General features: G+C 44.3%; 18 protein-coding genes. 1 reads left to right on the top strand and 17 read right to left on the bottom strand.

The features are described from left to right. Positions 1-53 precede the first annotated feature (53 nt). The 17 genes from WKT08_RS09720 to WKT08_RS09640 form a co-directional block, all read right to left on the bottom strand. Positions 54-617: a TIGR01440 family protein gene (locus WKT08_RS09720; RefSeq protein WP_070449805.1), complete on the bottom strand. Its 564-nt coding sequence runs from the start codon at positions 615-617 to the stop codon at positions 54-56. Between the two features lie 3 nt (positions 618-620). After that, positions 621-1091, bottom strand: coding sequence for an ECF transporter S component (locus tag WKT08_RS09715; RefSeq protein ID WP_003010175.1), 471 nt, complete (start codon positions 1089-1091; stop codon positions 621-623). Continuing rightward, positions 1081-1842: a bifunctional hydroxymethylpyrimidine kinase/phosphomethylpyrimidine kinase gene (locus WKT08_RS09710; RefSeq protein ID WP_340281752.1), complete on the bottom strand. Its 762-nt coding sequence runs from the start codon at positions 1840-1842 to the stop codon at positions 1081-1083. The genes WKT08_RS09715 and WKT08_RS09710 overlap by 11 nt, the downstream gene beginning before the upstream one ends. Then, positions 1835-2581 (bottom strand): tRNA pseudouridine(38-40) synthase TruA, encoded by a 747-nt coding sequence (gene truA, locus WKT08_RS09705; RefSeq protein WP_021154450.1) that lies wholly within the window; start codon positions 2579-2581, stop codon positions 1835-1837. The genes WKT08_RS09710 and truA overlap by 8 nt, the downstream gene beginning before the upstream one ends. Before the next feature lie 289 nt (positions 2582-2870). Continuing rightward, a complete protein-coding gene (locus WKT08_RS09700) occupies positions 2871-6410 on the bottom strand; it encodes a family 20 glycosylhydrolase (protein WP_340281749.1) in 3540 nt (1179 codons plus the stop codon). A gap of 161 nt (positions 6411-6571) precedes the next feature. After that, positions 6572-7705, bottom strand: a complete 1134-nt coding sequence (gene dnaJ, locus WKT08_RS09695) for a molecular chaperone DnaJ (protein ID WP_129299773.1) — start codon at positions 7703-7705, stop codon at positions 6572-6574. 157 nt (positions 7706-7862) lie between these two features. Then, positions 7863-8495, bottom strand: coding sequence for a DJ-1/PfpI family protein (locus WKT08_RS09690; protein WP_303470137.1), 633 nt, complete (start codon positions 8493-8495; stop codon positions 7863-7865). A gap of 186 nt (positions 8496-8681) precedes the next feature. Further along, positions 8682-10505, bottom strand: a complete 1824-nt coding sequence (gene dnaK, locus WKT08_RS09685) for a molecular chaperone DnaK (RefSeq protein ID WP_340281742.1) — start codon at positions 10503-10505, stop codon at positions 8682-8684. 244 nt (positions 10506-10749) lie between these two features. Further along, a complete protein-coding gene (gene grpE, locus WKT08_RS09680) occupies positions 10750-11274 on the bottom strand; it encodes a nucleotide exchange factor GrpE (RefSeq protein ID WP_301355021.1) in 525 nt (174 codons plus the stop codon). A 24-nt stretch (positions 11275-11298) separates the two neighbouring features. Next, positions 11299-12333 (bottom strand): heat-inducible transcriptional repressor HrcA, encoded by a 1035-nt coding sequence (gene hrcA / locus WKT08_RS09675; RefSeq protein ID WP_340281740.1) that lies wholly within the window; start codon positions 12331-12333, stop codon positions 11299-11301. Positions 12334-12501: 168 nt separating this feature from the next. Next, positions 12502-13275, bottom strand: coding sequence for a M15 family metallopeptidase (locus WKT08_RS09670; protein ID WP_173018611.1), 774 nt, complete (start codon positions 13273-13275; stop codon positions 12502-12504). Further along, positions 13265-13966, bottom strand: a complete 702-nt coding sequence (locus WKT08_RS09665; RefSeq protein WP_340281737.1) for a histidine phosphatase family protein — start codon at positions 13964-13966, stop codon at positions 13265-13267. Before WKT08_RS09665 ends, WKT08_RS09670 begins: the two co-directional genes overlap by 11 nt. A 123-nt stretch (positions 13967-14089) precedes the next feature. Continuing rightward, positions 14090-14779, bottom strand: a complete 690-nt coding sequence (locus WKT08_RS09660; RefSeq protein WP_003010145.1) for a histidine phosphatase family protein — start codon at positions 14777-14779, stop codon at positions 14090-14092. 81 nt (positions 14780-14860) lie between these two features. After that, positions 14861-16198, bottom strand: a complete 1338-nt coding sequence (locus tag WKT08_RS09655) for a PFL family protein (protein WP_340281735.1) — start codon at positions 16196-16198, stop codon at positions 14861-14863. 18 nt (positions 16199-16216) lie between these two features. Next, complete coding sequence (locus tag WKT08_RS09650; RefSeq protein WP_003004214.1) at positions 16217-16483, bottom strand: ACT domain-containing protein; 267 nt, start codon at positions 16481-16483, stop codon at positions 16217-16219. Positions 16484-16766: 283 nt separating this feature from the next. Continuing rightward, positions 16767-17888, bottom strand: coding sequence for a VanZ family protein (locus tag WKT08_RS09645; protein ID WP_340281732.1), 1122 nt, complete (start codon positions 17886-17888; stop codon positions 16767-16769). 144 nt (positions 17889-18032) lie between these two features. After that, positions 18033-18623 carry a rhomboid family intramembrane serine protease gene (locus WKT08_RS09640; RefSeq protein ID WP_070590491.1) on the bottom strand — a complete coding sequence of 197 codons (591 nt, stop codon included), beginning with the start codon at positions 18621-18623 and terminating at the stop codon, positions 18033-18035. A gap of 319 nt (positions 18624-18942) precedes the next feature. Here WKT08_RS09640 and WKT08_RS09635 point away from each other — a divergent pair, with 319 nt between their 5' ends. Beyond that, positions 18943-19146: a CsbD family protein gene (locus tag WKT08_RS09635; RefSeq protein ID WP_003010136.1), complete on the top strand. Its 204-nt coding sequence runs from the start codon at positions 18943-18945 to the stop codon at positions 19144-19146. Positions 19147-19680 lie beyond the last annotated feature (534 nt).

Below are 19680 nucleotides of genomic sequence, written 5' to 3'. Positions count from 1 at the left end.
GTTTTTGCCTCTCTTTTCATCCAAAAAAACTAGCCCTTAAAAGCTAGTTCTGATTATGATTTTCGGATGGGATCATCGAGGTAGAGAGCACGGGCGCCACCGATCAATTTTGGCCGACTGGCGAGCGCTGTGACATGGGCTCCACCTAGTTCACGCAAGATAGGGCGAATTGGAACTTGCACGTGTTTGACATGCATCCCTACTGAGGTATCTCCGATGTCTAACCCGGCTTGGGCTGTGATAAATTCCACCTCCACAGGATCCTTAAAATACTTGAAAGCTGCGAGTTGTCCAGCACCTCCTGCATGGAGACTCGGAAGGACATTGACGATTTCTAGCTCCTTCTTATCTGCCAATTCTCTTTCGACCACCAAGGCGCGATTGAGATGCTCACATCCTTGTACCGCCAGATAAATCCCTCTTGGATTCAACTCATCTAGTAAGGTCTGGACAATAGCTTCAGCAATATCGATGTTGGAGGCTTTTCCAATTGGCCCTCCTGCAACTTCGCTTGAAGACATCCCGAGGACTAGAATCTGTCCTTGGCGGAGACGGCTTTTTGCCAAGACATCTACCAAGATTTCTTTTGTATCCTTCTTCAGTTGCTCCAGATCCATGAATTAGCTTCCTTTCTTTTGAAATGCATAATAGACCACATAGCCTAAAGCCATTCCAACAAAATTCTGAGCAAGGTTATTTGGAATGTCCGAGATAGCAGCTCCCCAGCCATTGCCTAAAAAGAGGGCAGAAGCTAGTGCGTAACCGCCTACCATCACAACTGTCGCAAGAAGCAAGCCTAGGTAACGAGCTTTGCCCTTGAAGCCAGCGAAATAGCCTTGTCCCCCGTGAAAGAGGAGGCTAAAGAACATCCACTGAGGATAGCCTGAAATCAGATCCAATAAGAAGGCTCCGACACCACCTACAATCGCACCTTCCTTGCGTCCAAAATAGAAGGCTGTGAAATAAACTCCAAGATCTAGCAGGGTGACGATCCCTGTGGGAGTTGGAAGTTTTGTATAGTAGCCAAGTACAACTGTCAAGGCTGTCAAAATGGAAAGGCGAGCAATGAGTTGAGTTCGATTAGATGTCATACTGTACTACTCCATACTGGTCTGAATGTTGAATCGCTTGGAAAACAAAGTCTTTAGAGGCTTTAACAGCTTCAAGTGGTGATTTCCCTTTTACCAACTGGCTGGAAATGCTAGACGCAAAGGTACAACCTGCTCCTGTATTGTTCTTTTCTAAGACCGGCTCTTCAATGACGGTGAAGTCTGTCCCATCATAAAAGACATCGATGGCCTTTTCTTTATTGAGACGATTGCCTCCTTTGACCACGACAGTCGCTGCTCCTAATTCGTGGAGCTTGCGCGCTGCCTCCTTCATATCGTCGAGCGATTGAATCTTGCTTTGGGTCAAGATCTCAGCTTCTGGTAAGTTTGGCGTGATGATGGTCACATAAGGGAAGAACTTAATCAATTCGTCTCGAAGAGCTGAAACTTCTACATCATGACTTTCCTTGCAGACCAAGACAGGATCTAGTACCACAGGAATCTCCGCATGGGCTTTGACATAGTCCAAAGCCAAGTCTGCCACTTCAACATTTGGCAAGAGGCCGAGTTTAATAGCAGAGAAAGGAACATCCTTGAGAGAGTTGAGCTGTTGAGCAAAGGTCGTCGGATCCACCGGAATCACTTCGAAACCGTGCTCCGTCATAGCCGTCAAACAAGTCACCGCTACAAAGCCATGCTGTTTATTAGTCGTATAAGTTGCAAGGTCTGCATGAAGACCTCCCCCACTAAAAATATCATTTCCTGAAATAGCTAGAATCAATTCATTACTCATAACGGATCTCCTTTAAATATAAGCCATTTGGCGCTGCTGTAGGACCTGCTAGATTGCGGTCCTTCTTTTCTAAAATTAGATCGATCTGCTCGATCGGCATCCGATCATTTCCAATCTTCAACAAAGTTCCCACCATATTGCGGATTTGCTTGTAGAGAAAGCCATTGCCCGAAAAGGTAAAGACAAGGCGATGATGTTCTGCATCCTCGACCAAGCGAGCCTCTGTAATCGTACGAACCTTATCTTCCACACTGGTTCCCGAAGCTGTAAAACCAGTGAAATCATGGGTTCCCTCCAACTTTTGGATGGCTGCTTGCATCTTTTCCACATCCAAAGGATAAGGATAGTGGGTGGCATAGTGGCGCATCATGGGGTTCTTGGGACGACCATAATCCACGATAAATTCATAGGTCTTGCTGTGCTTCTTGTAGCGTGAGTGAAAGTCATCTGCTACTTGCTCTACTCGGATGAAATCAATATCCTCTGGGGTTTGGGTATCGAGGGCAAAGCGGAGCTTCTCCTCGTCCCGCGCTTGGGGGAGATCAAAATGAATCACCTGCCCAAGAGCATGGACACCTGAATCCGTTCGCCCCGCTCCATGAACGGTAACAGGGGTTCCTTGATTGAGGCGCGTCAAGGTCTTCTCGATTTCTTCTTGCACACTACGGGCATGCGGTTGGCGTTGAAACCCTGCAAACAAGGTCCCGTCATATGAAATGGTTGCTTTGTATCGTGTCATGTTTTTATTTTAGCAGGATATAGAAGGGGTTACAAGAGTGAAAAAAACAAACTGTCCGGGTACAGTTTTACAAACACAAAAAGAAGCTGGGACAAAAGTCCTAGCCTCTCAATTATTTTTGGATTGTCGAGCAAGACGCAGTGGTCGAGTGGGCTCTACTATGCTGATTTCATCAGCTTTTACAGCCCTACTCAACTGTGCGGAGGTGGGACGACGAAATCGAATTCTAACGAATTACCGATTTCTGTCCCACTCTCCTAACTTCGACCTGTTACAAATCAACTAGGTCTCAGTCTCTTTTTTTATTTTTCAAGTCCATTCCTGCTGCTCCTAAGATCGCTCCTAGTAAAGCGAGTACCAGAGCAGATTCCACTCCTGTTTCTGGAAGTTGCTTGTTAGAAGATACTGTTTCTGGACGAACCGCTTCTTCCACAGCTGCTGGAATTGGCGTTGGGGTATTTACTGGTGCTACAGGTTGAGCCTTCGCGATCACTTGAGGTGTTGAAGGATCTGGAACCACTTTGTTTACGAGCAAGTCTGATTTCACTGGTGCTTCTACGGAAGGGCTTGTTGGGATCACGACTTCTTTGATACCGACTTCAACAATTTCTGCAACCGGCTCTGTGGCAACTTCTGTAGCGATCACTTTTCGACTTTGATCAAGTGCCGAAACCTCTACATACTCAAGACCTTGCCCTTTAACTCCAGCCTGGATCACTCTGCGTTCTCCTTTAGCGAGATCTGGATTGGTCCGTTCCACAAGGTCAAAATCAAGTTCTTTTTCTACGATTTCAAGACTTGGTTTGTCTTCCACTAGGGCTTTGACGTCATTTTCAGCCAAGCTACCCACTTGTGTAATTGGCTTAAGCCCCGCAAGGGCTTGGGTCAGAGCAGCCACTTCTTGATCCACCTGATCTTGATGAGCACGGCTCACATTCCAATTCAAGCTATCTAAGACTTTCGCAAGTGCTGCGCGAGATTCTGGTGTGTATATGGCTAGATCTGTTGGCACCGTAGCAACTGCTTTTCTAAGAGCAGTGAAGTCTGCCTTGAAATAATCCTTGTTGTGGTTGGCAAAAGCTTCCATGAGATCAAAGACATTTTTTTCAATGTATTCTTCACTTGGGGTATCACACCAAACAGCTACCATACTACCGACCATCGGCAAAGATGTCTCTGGATATGTTGTACTTGGGAGTTGTCTAAATGGAGTAGCAGCTGCATTGGCAATCGCTTTTTCAATATAACCACCACCCGTTTCAGGTGTTCTTCCCAAAACATAGTACCAGTCTCCGTTGGTATTGAGGAATTTATACCCCTTATCTGCCAAATACTGTGGAGATGCAAGGTTATAGCCCCACCATCCTTTAGACCAGTAGGAAATCAAGACGTCCTTGTCAAAGGCAACATCATCTTCATCTCCATAATAGAAGCCATCGTTAAAGGCCATTGGCTGCAAGCCTTTTTCACGCGCCATAGCTGCAAGACTATTGGAATACTCCGCAAACTTACCATAGAGGTCATACCACTTGAGGTAGTACCAACCTTGTGCACTGGTAGCGTCATTGGCATATTCATCTGTTCCATAGTTAAAGATCTTAGACTTGTCTTTGAAGTAGTCCATGTACTTGCCAATCAAGGCTTTGGTAAAGTTGACTGCTGCTTCATTGGTCAAATCCATGGTTGTTTTTGAAACCGTATCAAAGCTGGCTTGTGGATTTTCAATGCCCAATTTTTCCATGGCCACCAACAAAGCATCCATGTGTCCAGGACTATTGACTGCCGCAATCAAGCCGATTCCTTTCACAGTCGCATAAGCATGGAGTTCATCCATTTCCGCTTGGGTCAAGGCTTGACCATTTGGATCATCGTAATAGGCCTTGGTACCTTCTAAAATGGCCTTTTTCACATCGTCACTAGCATAAGTCTTGCCATTGGCTTCCACCGTCATATCATCGAGTACGAAGCGCATACCATCGTTTCCGACCAGGAGGTGCAAGTCAGAATAACCCAACTCACTGGCCTTATCGACGATCCGTTTCAACTGATCCAGTGAGAAGTATTTGCGGCCTGCATCGATCGAGATGACCTTCTTCATGGCAAGTTTTTCTGCCGCTTCTTTTGCAGCAACTTCTTTCGCATAGCTTTCTGTGTATACCAAAGCATCTTGAGCTGCTTTGAGATGATCGATCAAGGTTTTAGCCTCTGCTCGAGTCGTGTCTGCCCCTACCCTTTCCAAAGCTTTTTTAGCTGCCGTAAAGGCTACTAGCGATCCTGGTGTATAGTGATCCAAATCAGTTGGGGATTCCGTAAGAGCCTTTTCGACCACTTCAGGATCTGCTACAAAATAGTCCGCATTCTTGTCCGCGAAGGCATGCATCAGCTTAAATAGAAGGTCTTTTTTGAAGGTTGCGGATGGTGTATCTGCCCAGGCAGCTACCATCCCACCGATGAATGGCACCTTCGCTCCGTCATTTTTTTGAACCACATCAATTGCTGACTTGGAAATTCCTTCGAGACCTTGATCAAGATTGTACCAACCAGATCCAGCCTTGTTCCGTCCAATCACATAATACCAAGCATCGTTGGTATTAAGAATCTGATGACCTAGTTCAGACAAAAGTTTTGAAGAAGCGACATCATAGCCGTTCCAACCACCTGTCCAGTAGGATACAATGATATCCTTGTCAAAAGTGCCATAGGAAGTATCACCATTGTAGTAGATTCCGTCATTAAAGGCCATTGGTTTCATCTTATGTTTTTTCACAATAGCCGCTAGATCATTGGCATATTGGATGAATTTTTCATAGCCTTTTTCCGGGTACCCTTCACCCGGCCAATGCTTGCTGGCTTGGAGAACCTGCCAACCATGGGCATCTGTGGCATCATTGGCATACTCATCCAAACCGATGTTAAAGATTTCGGTCTTGCCGCTGAAATAAGCCGCATACTTGTCTACCAAAGCCTTGGTAAAGTCTAAGGCTTTTTGGTTGTCCAAATCAACGGTCCGAGCTGATTTCTTTGTACCAAAATAATTAAAGTGAGGGTTTTCGATCCCCAATTGTTCCATGGCTGTCAGAATCGCATCCATGTGACCTGGACTATTTATGGTTGGGATGACGCCTACTTTCTTCGATTTGGCGTAGGCCAAAATATCATCCATTTGAGCCTGGGTCAAGGCTGTTCCGTTCGGATCATCGTAATAAGCCTTCGTCCCTTTTTCAACCGCATCTGTCACGGCTTGGCTAGAATAAGAAGTCTCCCCCACTTTCAAGGACATGTCATTCAAAACAAAGCGCAAGCCGTCATTTCCAACTAGGAGATGCAAGTCTGTATAGCCAGTCTTACTAGCTTCATCAATGATTTCCTTGATCTGGTCTGGTGAGAAGTACTTGCGACCAGCATCGATCGAAACAATCTTTTTCTTGGCTAATTTTTCTTCCTGATCAGGATCTTTGGCAGGTGTTTCCGTCGCTGCTGTCGTTGGTTGAGCTGCCACATCCGACTCTGCGACCGAGCTCGCTTCTTCGCGAATCAAACGGTCAAGATCTGATACCCGCAGTTCACGATCAGGCAGTGTCGGTTGACTTTGATCGACGATTGGGGCAGGAGCCGTTGTTTTTTCTACTACTGGCTGAGAAGCTTCCTCGTTTAGGGAACTAGTCGACTCACCCTCGCTTGGCTGAGTTGGTACTGTCGTTGCAGGACTGTCAGTAGTCGTTGGTGTATCAGCAGCTACAACCTGAGCGCTAGCAAAAAATCCTATGAGCACTGAAGCCGCTCCTACCGCGTACTTACGAATAGCATAACGTGGTTGATGTGATTTCATCAGGACCTCCTAAATTGTCTTTGTAATCGTTTTCTTAAATTTACCACGATATCTTAATAAATTCAATGAGGGTTCTCATTATTCTTTAATTAGGAGAGGAAGTTCTTGGATTCGATCCAAAATAAAACGAGCCCCTTACTCAAAAGGAAACTCGTTTATTCTTATAAGTCATCTAAAGCATCTTTGACCTTATCAAAGAAGCCTTTTTTCTTTGGGTTGACCTTCAAATCACTTGCTTCCGCAAAGGCTTGAAGGGCTTCTTTTTGCTTGTCATTTAAACCAGTTGGGGTGACAACATTGATAGACACATATTGATCTCCCATGGCACCACCACGTAAGCTTGGAGCACCTTTTCCGCGAAGGCGGAATTTCTTACCAGTTTGGGTTCCTTCAGGAATGACCAAATCGACATCTCCATGAACGGTTGGCACATGGACCGTATCTCCAAGAGCTGCTTGGACAAAGTTCAAGTCTAACTTGTAGTAGATGGTTGAGCCATCTCGTTCGAAGCGATCGCTCGGCTCAACATTGACAACAACATACAAGTCACCATAAGGTCCACCGTTAAAGCCGGCTTCCCCTTGACCAGCTAAGCGGATTTGTTGACCCGTTTCAACTCCTGCAGGAATCTTGACATTCACGCTATGAGCTTGTTTTTCATGACCTGTTCCACGACAAGTCGTACATGGATCTTTGATTTCTTGACCACGACCATGACAGACATCACAGGTCACTTGACGGCGCATCATCCCAAGAGGGGTCTGAGTATCCACATTGATGACTCCAGAACCATGACAGCGTCCACAGGTCACCGGACTAGTCCCTGGCTTAGCCCCAGAACCATGACAGGTATGACAGCTTGCTTCCCGATGGTACTTGACTTCTTTTTCCGCACCAAAAATCGCTTCTTCAAACTTGAGATTGACGCGGTATTGGAGGTCATCCCCTTGACGAGGTGCATTTGGATTACGACTTGCACCACCACCAAAGAAGCTAGAGAAGATATCTTCAAAGCCACCAAAACCAGCACCATCAAAGCCACCAAAACCACCTGCTCCGCCACCGAAGCCACCATTGGCACCCGCAGCACCATATTGGTCATAAGCAGCCCGTTTTTGCTCGTCACTCAAAGTCTCGTAAGCTTCTTGAACTTCCTTGTACTTTTCCTCAGCACCAGGCTCCTTGTTGATATCTGGGTGATATTTTTTAGATAATTTCCGATAGGCTTTCTTGATCTCATCTTGAGATGCATTCTTTGAAACGCCCAAACGGTCATAAAATTCAGTATTGTTCATAATTCAAGATACAAAGGGCGTTAAACGGACACAGCCAAAATAGGAGTTTTGACGACGGACGCTTGCGTCCTAGAAAAAACTATCTTTTTGGCACCGTCCGTAGCCCGTGTTCAGTTACGAACACTCTTTGTTCCTTTCTATAATTTTCATGTAATCTTTAGAGGGCATTTTCTATGCTTCGCTTTACTTGATCAAACTCTTTGTCCGATAGAGTAAATATCAAATCCTCTTCTGAGTAGTCGTTTTGTTCTTTAAAATAGTTGTCCGTATTCTCTTCCAAGCCTAAACTTAGAATCACTCTTCTTGCAAACTCTTGATGGGCAAAACCGATAGCCGTAATGATCTGTTTATCTTGCACAAGCACTTTCGGTTGGAAATTCTCACGTGGAAGAAATTCAAAATAGTCAAAGAAGTTTTGCCAAATTCCACCTGTAAATTTCGTGTCCTTCAACAGACCTGCTTTCGCTAATAAAAGAGGTGCTGAAGAAATGGCTGCAATGAGGATATCTTGCTCACCAAGGTCCCTCAAGAACGAAATCAATTTCTCATCTTGTAGGGCAGGCCCTATATTGACCATTCCTGGCAAAATCACACAAGAATACTCTTCTATACAGATTTGATCTAGTGTTTTGGTCGGTTGACAGGGCAAGCCATCCTCAGAGACCACCATCGAATGATCTGAAGCGGCATAATCAATCGTACTATCAAAAGACAGAGCTAAAGTACTTGTTAAAGCGGTTATCTCATAAAGAGAAAAATTAGGATAAATGATACAAAGTACTTTTTTCATAGGCAACATCCTCTATTTTACCGAAAAACAGAGGCTGGGTTGCAACCTCTGGATTTCTTTTTATCATTTACTAGTTAGGCGTTTAGGAAAGGCGCCATAGCGATACAATCACTTTAGTGATTAGTCATTCTTAACGCCTCGCTCCCCGATTTTCAAGCTCGGGATAAAATAGTCCACTGGACTATTTTATTTTTCTGTAAACTCTCCGTCTACGACGTCATCGCCTGCCTTTCCTGTTGCTTGTGCACCTTCTGCTCCTGCTTGAGCTTGTTGCGCTGCTGCGGCTTGTTCGTAGAGTTTAACCGCAAGTCCTTGAGCTTTTTCGTTCAATGCTTCAAGTTTTGCTTTCATTTCGTCCAAGTTGTTGTCTTCTTGAGCTTTCTTAAGATCATCAAGGGCAGCTTGTGCAGCATCACGTTCTGCATCGAATCCTTTGCCTTCAGTTTCTTTGATTGTCTTTTCAGTCGCAAAGATAGCTTGGTCTACTTCGTTACGAAGGTCTACTTCTTCTTTACGTTTCTTATCTGCTTCAGCGTTTGCTTCTGCATCTTTCATCATGCGGTCGATTTCTTCGTCTGTCAAACCTGAGTTTGATTGGATAACAATTGTTTGTTCTTTTTGAGTTCCAAGATCTTTCGCTTTAACAGATACGATACCGTTCTTATCGATGTCGAAAGTTACTTCGATTTGTGGGATACCACGAGGTGCTGCTGGGATATCAGTCAATTGGAAACGTCCAAGAGTCTTGTTATCTGCTGCCATTGGGCGTTCCCCTTGAAGAACGTGGATATCAACGGCTGGTTGGTTGTCTGCTGCAGTTGAGAAGACTTGTGATTTAGAAGTTGGAATTGTAGTGTTGCGGTCGATGAGTTTTGTGAAGACACCACCCATTGTTTCGATACCAAGTGACAATGGTGTTACGTCAAGAAGGACGACGTCTTTGACATCACCAGTGATAACACCACCTTGGATCGCAGCTCCCATAGCAACTACTTCATCAGGGTTCACTGATTTGTTTGGTTCTTTACCAGTTTCAGCCTTAACAGCTTCAACAACGGCAGGGATACGAGTTGAACCACCGACAAGGATGACTTCGTCGATTTCTGACAAGCTCAAACCTGCATCTGAAAGGGCTTGGCGAACTGGAACTTTTGTACGTTCTACAAGGTCACGAGTCAAATCGTCGAATTTAGCACGAGTCAAGGTCATTTCCAAGTGAAGAGGTCCAGCCTCACCAGCAGTGATAAATGGCAAGCTGATTTGAGTTGAAGTGACACCAGAAAGATCTTTCTTCGCTTTTTCAGCTGCGTCTTTCAAACGTTGAAGAGCCATCTTGTCAGCTGACAAGTCGATGCCATTTTCTTTCTTGAATTCTGCTACCAAGTGGTCGATGATTTTTTGGTCAAAGTCGTCACCACCGAGTTTGTTATCCCCTGCAGTTGCCAATACATCAAAGACACCATCACCGAGTTCAAGGATAGATACGTCGAATGTACCACCACCAAGGTCGAATACCAAGATTTTTTCTTCTTTGTCAGTCTTGTCTAAACCGTAAGCAAGAGCTGCTGCAGTTGGTTCGTTGACGATACGTTCTACTTCAAGACCAGCGATTTTACCAGCGTCTTTAGTTGCTTGACGTTGAGCATCGTTAAAGTAAGCTGGAACTGTGATAACAGCCTTGGTTACTTTTTCACCAAGGTATTCTTCAGCGTAACCTTTCAAGTATTGAAGAATCATAGCTGAGATTTCTTGTGGTGTGTATTCTTTACCGTTTGCAGAAACTTTTTCAGAAGTACCCATCTTAGATTTGATAGAGATCACTGTATCTGGGTTTGTGACTGCTTGACGTTTTGCAGCGTCACCAACGATGATTTCACCGTTTTTGAATGACACTACAGATGGAGTTGTACGGTTTCCTTCTGGGTTCGCGATGATTTTGCTTTCAGTTCCTTCAAGAACTGCTACTGCTGAGTTTGTTGTACCTAAGTCAATACCGATAATTTTAGACATATGTTTTTCTCCTCGTTGTTTTTTATCTTTTTTTCTTTTTGATATTTCCCTTAAGTGGTGGGGACGTGAGCAACTCCCTTCGGGATTTCATCACTTATTTTTGAGCCTACTGTCTCAAAAATCCCCTGTTTCAGTAGCACAAGCTACTGAAACTTTCACCACGGCGGGAAATATCTTCCTTGCAAGCCTCCGGCTTGCGTCTTATCTTTCTTTCATAGTTTAGTGTCGTTTCGGACAAGGTAGCCTAGTTATAAACCACTACCATGGCTGGACGCAGGATGCGGTCATGGAGTTTGTAGCCTTTTTGGAAGACTTGTGCGATGGTGTCTGCTGGATGTTCATCATCTGCAGGCAAGGTTTGGATGGCCATGTGGTAGTTATGGTCAAAGGCTCCGTCCGCTGGAATTTCTTCGATTCCTTCTTCTTTCAGAGCATGTACCAAACTTTCTTGAACCATTTCCAAGCCCTTCTTCACATCATCTGTCAATCCTTCTACGGCAAGGGCACGTTCGAGGTTGTCCAGTGATGGTAAGATCGCTTTTGCCAAATCTTGGCTACGGTACTTTTGTAATTGTTGACGCTCTTCATTGGCACGGCGCTGAATGTTTTGCATTTCTGCATGAGCACGAAGGTATTTATTTTCAAATTCTTCGGCACGCGCTTGTGCTTCTTCTAACTCAGAAGGTTGGTTGCTTTCCTCTACAACTTCTTCAGTTGTTTGGGCAACTTCCTCTTCTTTCACGTCTTCTTTTTTGATATCTTCTGTCAAGGCATACACCCCTTTCATTTGATCTTAATTTACTTCATAATGGTTGCTGTTGAGGTAACGGTAGTAATCCGTCAACTTCATAACCAGTACCCGGCCGATAACATTGACCAGGCTAATCACACGCCTGTAGTCCATCTCTACGGGACCGATCACATGCATGAGGGCCATCCCACGATAAGGAACTAGGAACTTGTGGCTAATCACTGTCATATTCTTCAAGGCCTTCTCTTGGGACTCCGCAACCAGGATCTGGGTCATTTGGTCTTCTGGCATTCCCCCTCGTAACTCCAAGGCTACATGTTGGGGATTATCTAAGAACTGATAGGTCTGAAGATCGGCGTAGGTTAAGGATGAAACCTTTCCTTCTACAAAGACCAGTTCTTGAAACAGTTGCGAGAAGACGTAATCAAAGAGATCCAGCACATTGTCTGTCGTCTTGAAATAGCGCTGTACAATCTGTGGAATCTCTGTCCGCAAGCGGTAGTGGATATCCAAGACTGTATTTCCAATGAACCGCTCTTGAACCAGCTGGTGGAAGATTTCCAAATCACTGGTTAAGAAATTCTTTGGAATGGCAAACTGGACGGTGACGGGCTTTGATTCATCCAAGGTCAGAACCGCTAAGGCATCGTGGTTGGACAATGGAACAATCTCAAAACCAGTCAAGCGCTGACGTGTCGGTTCAACATCCTGAATCACTGCGGTGTAACCCGTCATCTGGGCTAGTAACTTAGCTGTAGCATCCAAGATATCGTCTAATTTAAAGGCTTCGAAATCAAAGGCTTTCACCACCTGGTAGACATCTTGCTCATCAATCAGCTCTAGATCAAGCGAGTTCTGAACAAAATATTGGAAACCAGCTCGGCTAGGCATCCGTCCACTCGAAGTGTGGGCCTTTTCTAGTAAGCCTTGTTTTTCGAGGGCAGCCATGTCGTTTCGAATGGTCGCACTACTGGATTGAATCACATCTTGTAGCGCTTTTGAACCGACTGGTTCGTGGGTCTTGGTAAAGATATCGACAACAAGATTGAGAATCTCATTTTGACGTTCTGTAACCATGACCTCACCTCTCTTTCATTTTTTAGCACTCTAAACACTCAAGTGCTAAACCATGATTCTATTATACACCCATCCAAAAGAAAGTCAAGAGAAAAAACCAAAAAATTAGCACTCTTTTTTCAAGAGTGCTAAAAATCATTCTTAAGACCTAGAGAAGTGACTCTCCTCTTATTTGCCAGCTTTTTTCAAGAGTTGAATATATTCTTCTAATACTAGCTGATGGTTGGCCATATACTGAGCGTTTTCTACGCCAACATAACGGAAATGCCAATTCTCAAAATTCACACCCGTGATGTTGCTCTTCCCATCTGGGTAGCGAAGCACAAAGCCATATTGCGGTGCGATGGCAGCCAGCTGCAAGCCCAACTCATCACTTTGACCAGCTTCGACACTCATATCGATCGCAAGCCCCGTCTGGTGTTCACTCGCACCAGGGACCTGTACCTGGGTCTGCACCTGCTTTTCAGCTTCTTCGTGTGAAAGACCACTGGCCTCTAATTGCGCAACACGCTCATTATAGAGCTCTGTTTGTTCCGCCACGCTTCGATAACCCGATATCAAGGTTTCTTCTGGGGCAATTTTTCGAGCTGCCTCTAGAAATTGACGAGTTGGCTCTACAATCCGACTATCTACTTTGATAGCATCCACATCTGTCAATTGAGGATTCAGTTCAGGCTTCACATTGTCACGATTGACCAAGATCAACTGCCAGTCTTTGGTCGAAACGGCTGGTAAATCTGATTTTTCTTTCTTTTTCTTAGAAGAAGAGGGAGTCGTTACAGCTGTTTTTTTGGCCTTCCAAAACTGAAGCCCTGAAAACAAGCTTGGCTTCGCTAAGTAAACACCAATTCCTGATCCAAGGACCACAAGAAGAAAGAAACTCAATAGGTAAGGCCACCACTTCTTACGTTTTTTTCGTGCGCGTCTATACTTATTCGTCATGGCCACCCTCTAGAAGTTTTGCTCCAACCTTACGATAAGATAGATCCCCAATCTTTTCAATATGAAAGGCGCCATCCTCATAGGCCAAAACCGTTACACTTCCGTTGTCCAAGACTAATTCTTCGACCGCTTTTGGATCAATGAGATAAATCAAGGTCGTAATGGTCATACCATGGCTGACCACAATAGCATTGCCACCGCCAGCTGCTTCTACCTCTTTTGCAATAGCTTCAAATCCTTCTTTAATCCGGCCACTCAAGGCACTCCAGGATTCAGCCCATCCAGTGGTATCCACTTCGACAATCCCTTCTGCTAACTCCATCAGGCTCAACTGATGGAAATCATCGACCTTAAAGACACGGGGTAAAACCCCCATGAAGAGATCGCCATCATAAGCACCGTCAAAACTGCCAAAACACCACTCGCGGATCCGTTTGTCATAACGATAAGGGATTTCCCCTGTCAGACCGAGTTCTTGAAGAATAATTCCCATGGTTTGAATGGTGCGTCCAGAATCACTCGAAACAGCCTCTTCAAAAGAAAGCCCAGCTTCCTTGAGACCAAGTCCTAATTCTCGAATCCCACGCTCTCCTGCTTCTGTCAGCGGAGTGTCTGACCAGCCCTGTGCTCGCCCAATGGTATTAAACATGGTTTTTCCATGACGAGCAATATATAATCTGGTTTTTGTCATTGTATTACCTCCGTATGTATCTCTTTCATTATATCATTTTTTGCAAAAAGAAAGTAGGAAAGCTCTTACAAGTTTTGAGAAAAAGAAAAGGCCATGACCAAAGGGTCAGCCTTTCATTACGGACTAGGATTCTTGCAAGCTTTCACCGACCTCACGGTAACTGCTATCTCCAACCCCCTTAACCGTCAATTTTCCATCTTCATATTCTACAAGGGTAACACTACCGTTTGAAAGAGGCAGATTAAGATTTGGTTTTCCTTCGATCAAGCAGACCAAGGTCTGAATGGTCCAACTATGGCTGACCACCAAGGCATTGCCTCCACCATTTTCTTCCACTTCTTTGGCAATAGCTTCAAAACCTTCTAGGATTCGGCCTTTCAAAACTTCCCAAGGTTCAGCCCAATCTGCTGTGTCCACTTGGCAGATGCCATTGGCCAAGTCTTCCAAGGTCAAGGTCTTATAGTCTTCTACATCTAGCACGCGCGGCACGACACCGTGAAAGAGCTCCCCACCGTAGGCCCCATCAAAGCTACCAAAACACCACTCGCGGATCCGTTTGTCAAAGCGATAAGGAATCTGGTCTTTCAAGCCCAATTCATCAAGAATGATCCCCATTGTCTGAATGGCACGGCCTGAATCACTGGAATAAGCTCGAGTAAACTCCAAACCGGACTCACGCAAGCCGATTCCTAGAGCTTGAATCCCTCGTTCTCCTTCTGCTGTCAAGGGTGTATCGGACCAGCCTTGAGCACGGCCAATGGTATTAAACATGGTTCTCCCATGACGAATCACAAATAATCTTGTTTTAGCCATCTTGTCTCCTTTTGCAAGAAAAAAGTCTGGAGTTTCATCATCACAGACTTTTCTATTTTCTACTATTATACTAGATTTCTCTTAGTTTTTAAAGCTATGAACCGGAGCTGGAATTTGGCCACCACGGGCAATGAAATCAGCTGACGAAGCCTTGTTGACCTTCATTACCGGAGCAGACCCAAGAAGCCCTCCGAGCTCTAACATATCGCCCTCTTCCCCATAAGGAATGATCCGAACCGCTGTTGTCTTTTGGTTGATTACCCCGATAGCTGCTTCATCGGCGATCATGGCCGCAATGGTTGTATCTGGAGTATCAGCTGGGATGGCAATCATATCCAGACCGACGGAACAGATAGCTGTCATGGCTTCCAATTTTTCCAGATTGATATGGCCTGATTGGACCGCTGCAATCATCCCTTCGTCTTCTGAGACCGGAATGAAGGCACCTGACAAACCACCAACTTGGTTACAAGCCATGATGCCGCCTTTTTTCACTTGGTCATTGAGCAGAGCTAGGGCTGCTGTTGTCCCATGAGTTCCGACCACTTCAAGCCCCATCGCTTCGAGGACACGGGCAACCGAATCCCCAACAGCTGGCGTTGGCGCGAGAGACAAGTCGACAATTCCAAACTCAACACCGAGACGTTCACTAGCCATTTGACCCACTAATTGCCCAACACGGGTAATCTTGAAAGCTGTCTTCTTGACTGTTTCAGCCAATACATCAAAGCTAGCGCCTGGAACTTTTTCGATGGCCCGTTGGACGACACCCGGTCCTGAAACCCCAACGTTAATGACAACATCCGCTTCACCGACACCGTGGAAGGCACCCGCCATAAAGGGATTATCTTCTACTGCATTGGCAAAAACTACCAGCTTACCAGGCCCCATCGGATCTGCTTGGGATGCTTCTTTAATGATACGACCCATATCTCGGACAGCTGTCATATTGATCCCTGTCTTAGTGGAACCAATATTAACAGAAGAGCAGACAAAATCCGTCTCTGCAAGGGCGCGAGGAATGGAATTGATAAGGATTTCATCCCCCTTTTGGTAGCCTTTTTGAACAAGGGCCGAGAAGCCACCGATAAAGTTGACCCCAACTTCTTTGGCCGCACGATCCAGCGCTTTGGCAAAGGGGACATAATCTGTCGCATTGGTTGCTGCACCGATAATAGAAATCGGAGTGACTGAAACCCGCTTGTTGACAATAGGAATGCCGAGTTCCGCCGCGATCTCATCCCCAACAGCCACTAGGTCTTTGGCCTTTGTCACAATCTTATGGTAGACTTTTTCCGCTGCCTTTTCGATATCCGGATCAATACAATCTAGAAGCGAAATCCCCATGGTGATAGTCCGAACATCGAAGTTCTGCTCCTCAATCATGGCAATGGTTTCTGTTACCTGTTTAATGTCCATAAATTCTCAACCCCTATCTTACAAATTGTGCATGGCATCAAAAATCGCTGCGCTTTGGATATTGATTTTCACATGCAGAGACTGACCGAATTCTTCCAACTCTGAACGAAGCTGTGTGAAATCTTTTTTCTCATCCGATGATACGACTGCCATCATGGTAAAGTACTCATCCAATACAGTTTGAGAGATATCATCGATATTGAGTCCTAATTCTGCCACTTTCGTTGCAACACCCGCTACGATTCCTTTTTGGTCTTTACCAACGACTGTAATAATTGCTTTCATTTCACTGCTCCATTCTATCTATTTGCTTCCATTGTAGCACATTCCCCTTAAAATGGCCCTTCTCAACTGGGAACGTTCGGATATTTTTATGTGTATAAAACAATAAAGAGGCTGGGACAAAAGTCCTAGCCTCTTTATTGTTTTTGGATTGTCGAGCAAGACGCAGTAGTTGAGTGGGCTCTACTACGCTGATTTCATCAGCTTTTACAGCCCTACTCAACTATGCGGAGGTGAGACGACGAAATCGAATTCTAACGAATTACCGATTTCTGTCCCACTCTCTCTATTTTGAAGATTCAGTTTCATCCTTTAAGAGCTCTTTCTTCACGCGCACCGTGCTCTCATACTCAGCCCCAGCTAGACGGTCAAAGGGAAAGCGACGATTGAGCAAGACGATGGCAAGAGTGAGAATCAGGTACAATAAAAGCATAAAGAAGAGCAATAAAATCATAGACAGGGTTAAGAGGGAATTGTCCGTCAAATCGCTATTCAAGAGCGAAATCAAATAGAACAACCCTTGAGGAATCAGATAGAAATAACCTACTACCAGGATTCCCCGCCAGATGGTGCGAAGCCATTTTTGCTTGTCAAAATGCAAGCGGAATTTCAATAAAGCCATTCCCAAGGTTTTGCCCCGCCACAAAGGAATCAAACCAAAATAAACAGCCAAAATCGCTACATAAGGAATCGTCTCTAAACGCTCGATTACCGCGTAAAGCAAGGATAGCATTACAAAGTCGATCAAGAAGGCAAGACCCATCCGAAAACCAGATACTTTCGTTCCTACTCGGAAAGAATGCTCGTCAATTTCGTCTCGTGTTGGCAATAACCAAACCAGGAACCAACCGAGCAGATAACCCACTCCACCACCGGTAGTATTTTGAATAATATCATCAACATCTGCCAGGCGGTAAGGACCCGGATACATAAAGTAGAGACCTGATAACTGGGTCAGTTCCAAAAAGAGACTAAAGAGAGCTGCCAGAAGGATCGTTTTCTTAAAACCACACTTGAAATAATAGCGCAGATACATCCCAAAAGGAATCAACATCAGGACATTAAAGGCAGGCACATAAAAAGTTGGATGCTTAAGAGCTTGAATCCAAGTACCAGTCTGCGCTAAATCAAAGGGGCTCTCCTTGAAAAAATCCACCACAAAAGCAAAGGGATGGAGATTGACCATTTCCGAGTAGCTAGTATGAATCTTACTTGGATCCGGCAGAGGCAAGATCACCAAGAGATAGACCGTCATCAAGTAAAGCATAAAAGAATAGAAAATCAGCACCCGCAATTTATTGACCGAACCATATTTTCGATAATTCAAAATCATGTAGGGCAAGGTCAGCAAAAAAGCCAAAAAAGGGAAGAGCTGAACAGCTGTTTTAATTGTAGAAATGTATCCCATTGTGTCTCCTTTTTTTCGTTATAAAATCACCCTTTGCACAATGACAAAAGGTGATTTCTTCATTGATATAGAATATTATACGGCGCGGTGATAGAAGAGTCAAGGAAGCACGATGAAAACCTTACTGAGGAGCTGTCTTAATAGTTAGCTTCTCCCCTTCAAGACTTTACTTCCGATAAAGACCAATAGATAACTCACAATCCCTGAAAGATGCAATAGTGTTGAGATCCATCCGGTGATTGCTGGTAAGAGCATGAGGCCAGATAGAAAAATTAAGAATAGATAAAACAGTTTTACGGTGCGTGAAAATTCTTTCCACACGTTTGGCAGGAGCATAATCCCTCCGGTTACAAAGGCGTATCCTACAGCAGAGATCCCTGTTGCCTGAATGTCTTGCCCCTGGGTTAAGAGGTGAAAAACGATGGAAGAAAGGACTGTCGCCGTCACAAAAACAATCAAGACTTGTCTGGAGCCTCTTTTTCTTTCTAGCAGTCCTCCGAAAGGAAGGATCATGAGTCCATTTAACAACAAATGGACCCATAAAAACCAGATAGGTGCGCCTTTACTACCGTGCATCAGGGTCCCACTGACATATTGCCAACCATAGACCGGCTTCGAATGAAAGGCCAATAGGTCATACATAGCATCCCCATTAAAGGAAGTCAATAGACCAAGCAACAAACAGATTAGAGCTAAAGTGCTGATAATAGGGTAGGTTGTGAGGATTCTTTTCATATTTATCTTCTCTTTTTCAAAAAACAGCGTTACGATGTTTCCATTCACGATTATTATACCATTTATTTCATTGGAGACAGAAAAAGTTTTTTGCTTCTTTCATTTCAAATCTTTGCTGTAAAAACGAAATATCGTGACTTATTAGTCGGTCATTATTCGTGACCGGAAAGCGATCCTATTTTTTAGCCGTAGCAAAAATTTGACTTTCCATTTTAAAAAGAATATACTCATTCTAATCTGAGACAAATATTTTTTATTTTTTTAAATCAACAGTATTGCATTCAGAGAAATAAACGACTAACTTCATGGAGGTGACGCTATGTCATTAGAAGAAAAATTGAACCAAGTAAAAGGCTCTGTTAAAGAAGGCTTCGGTAAATTAACCGGCGATAAAAAAACAGAAGCTGAAGGCACTGCTGAAAAAGTTGCTTCAAAAGCAAAAGAAGTTGCTGAAGATGCAAAAGAAGCTGTTGAAGGAGCTATCAAGGGCGTTAAAAATATCTTTCATAAAGAAGACAAATAGTCTTTAACATCCTAGACCCACTCTATTTTCTACAGTCATGTTTGACCGTGGAAGATAGGGTGGGTTTTTATTTTCCATTTATCTTAGGTATAGAAAAAACACCCCGAAGGGTGCTCTTTGTAAGTATAGTAATTCTTTCGAATTAACATTTTGCGTGCAGTGGTTGCTATCCATTCAAATATCGCTTCGCTTGTTTTCTTGGGGCAACTGTGCATAGCATATCTCTACGCGACTAAAGTCGCTAGAGCTATCCTAATTGCGCACCGCTAGTTCTCATACAAAAAACACCTTGCAAGATGCAAAGTGTTTTCGTTTGTATTCTGCTTTCCAGCAACGAATTAACGTTTAGAGGCAATTGACTTCGTCGAATTGCAGCCGTATTTGTAAGTGGCTAAAGCCACAACAACTACGTCAACTGCCACAATTTAGTATGAAAACATAAAAAGAACACCTCGAAAGGTGTTCTTTGTAAATATTGTAATTCTTTCGAATTAACGTTTACTAAATTGTGAAGCTTTACGAGCTTTCTTAAGA

This window comes from Streptococcus sp. HCA-5024 (assembly GCF_037890265.1).
Taxonomy (GTDB): domain Bacteria; phylum Bacillota; class Bacilli; order Lactobacillales; family Streptococcaceae; genus Streptococcus; species Streptococcus lingualis.
Note: the sequence above shows the minus strand (reverse complement) of the source record. Positions and strands in the feature narration are given on the sequence as shown.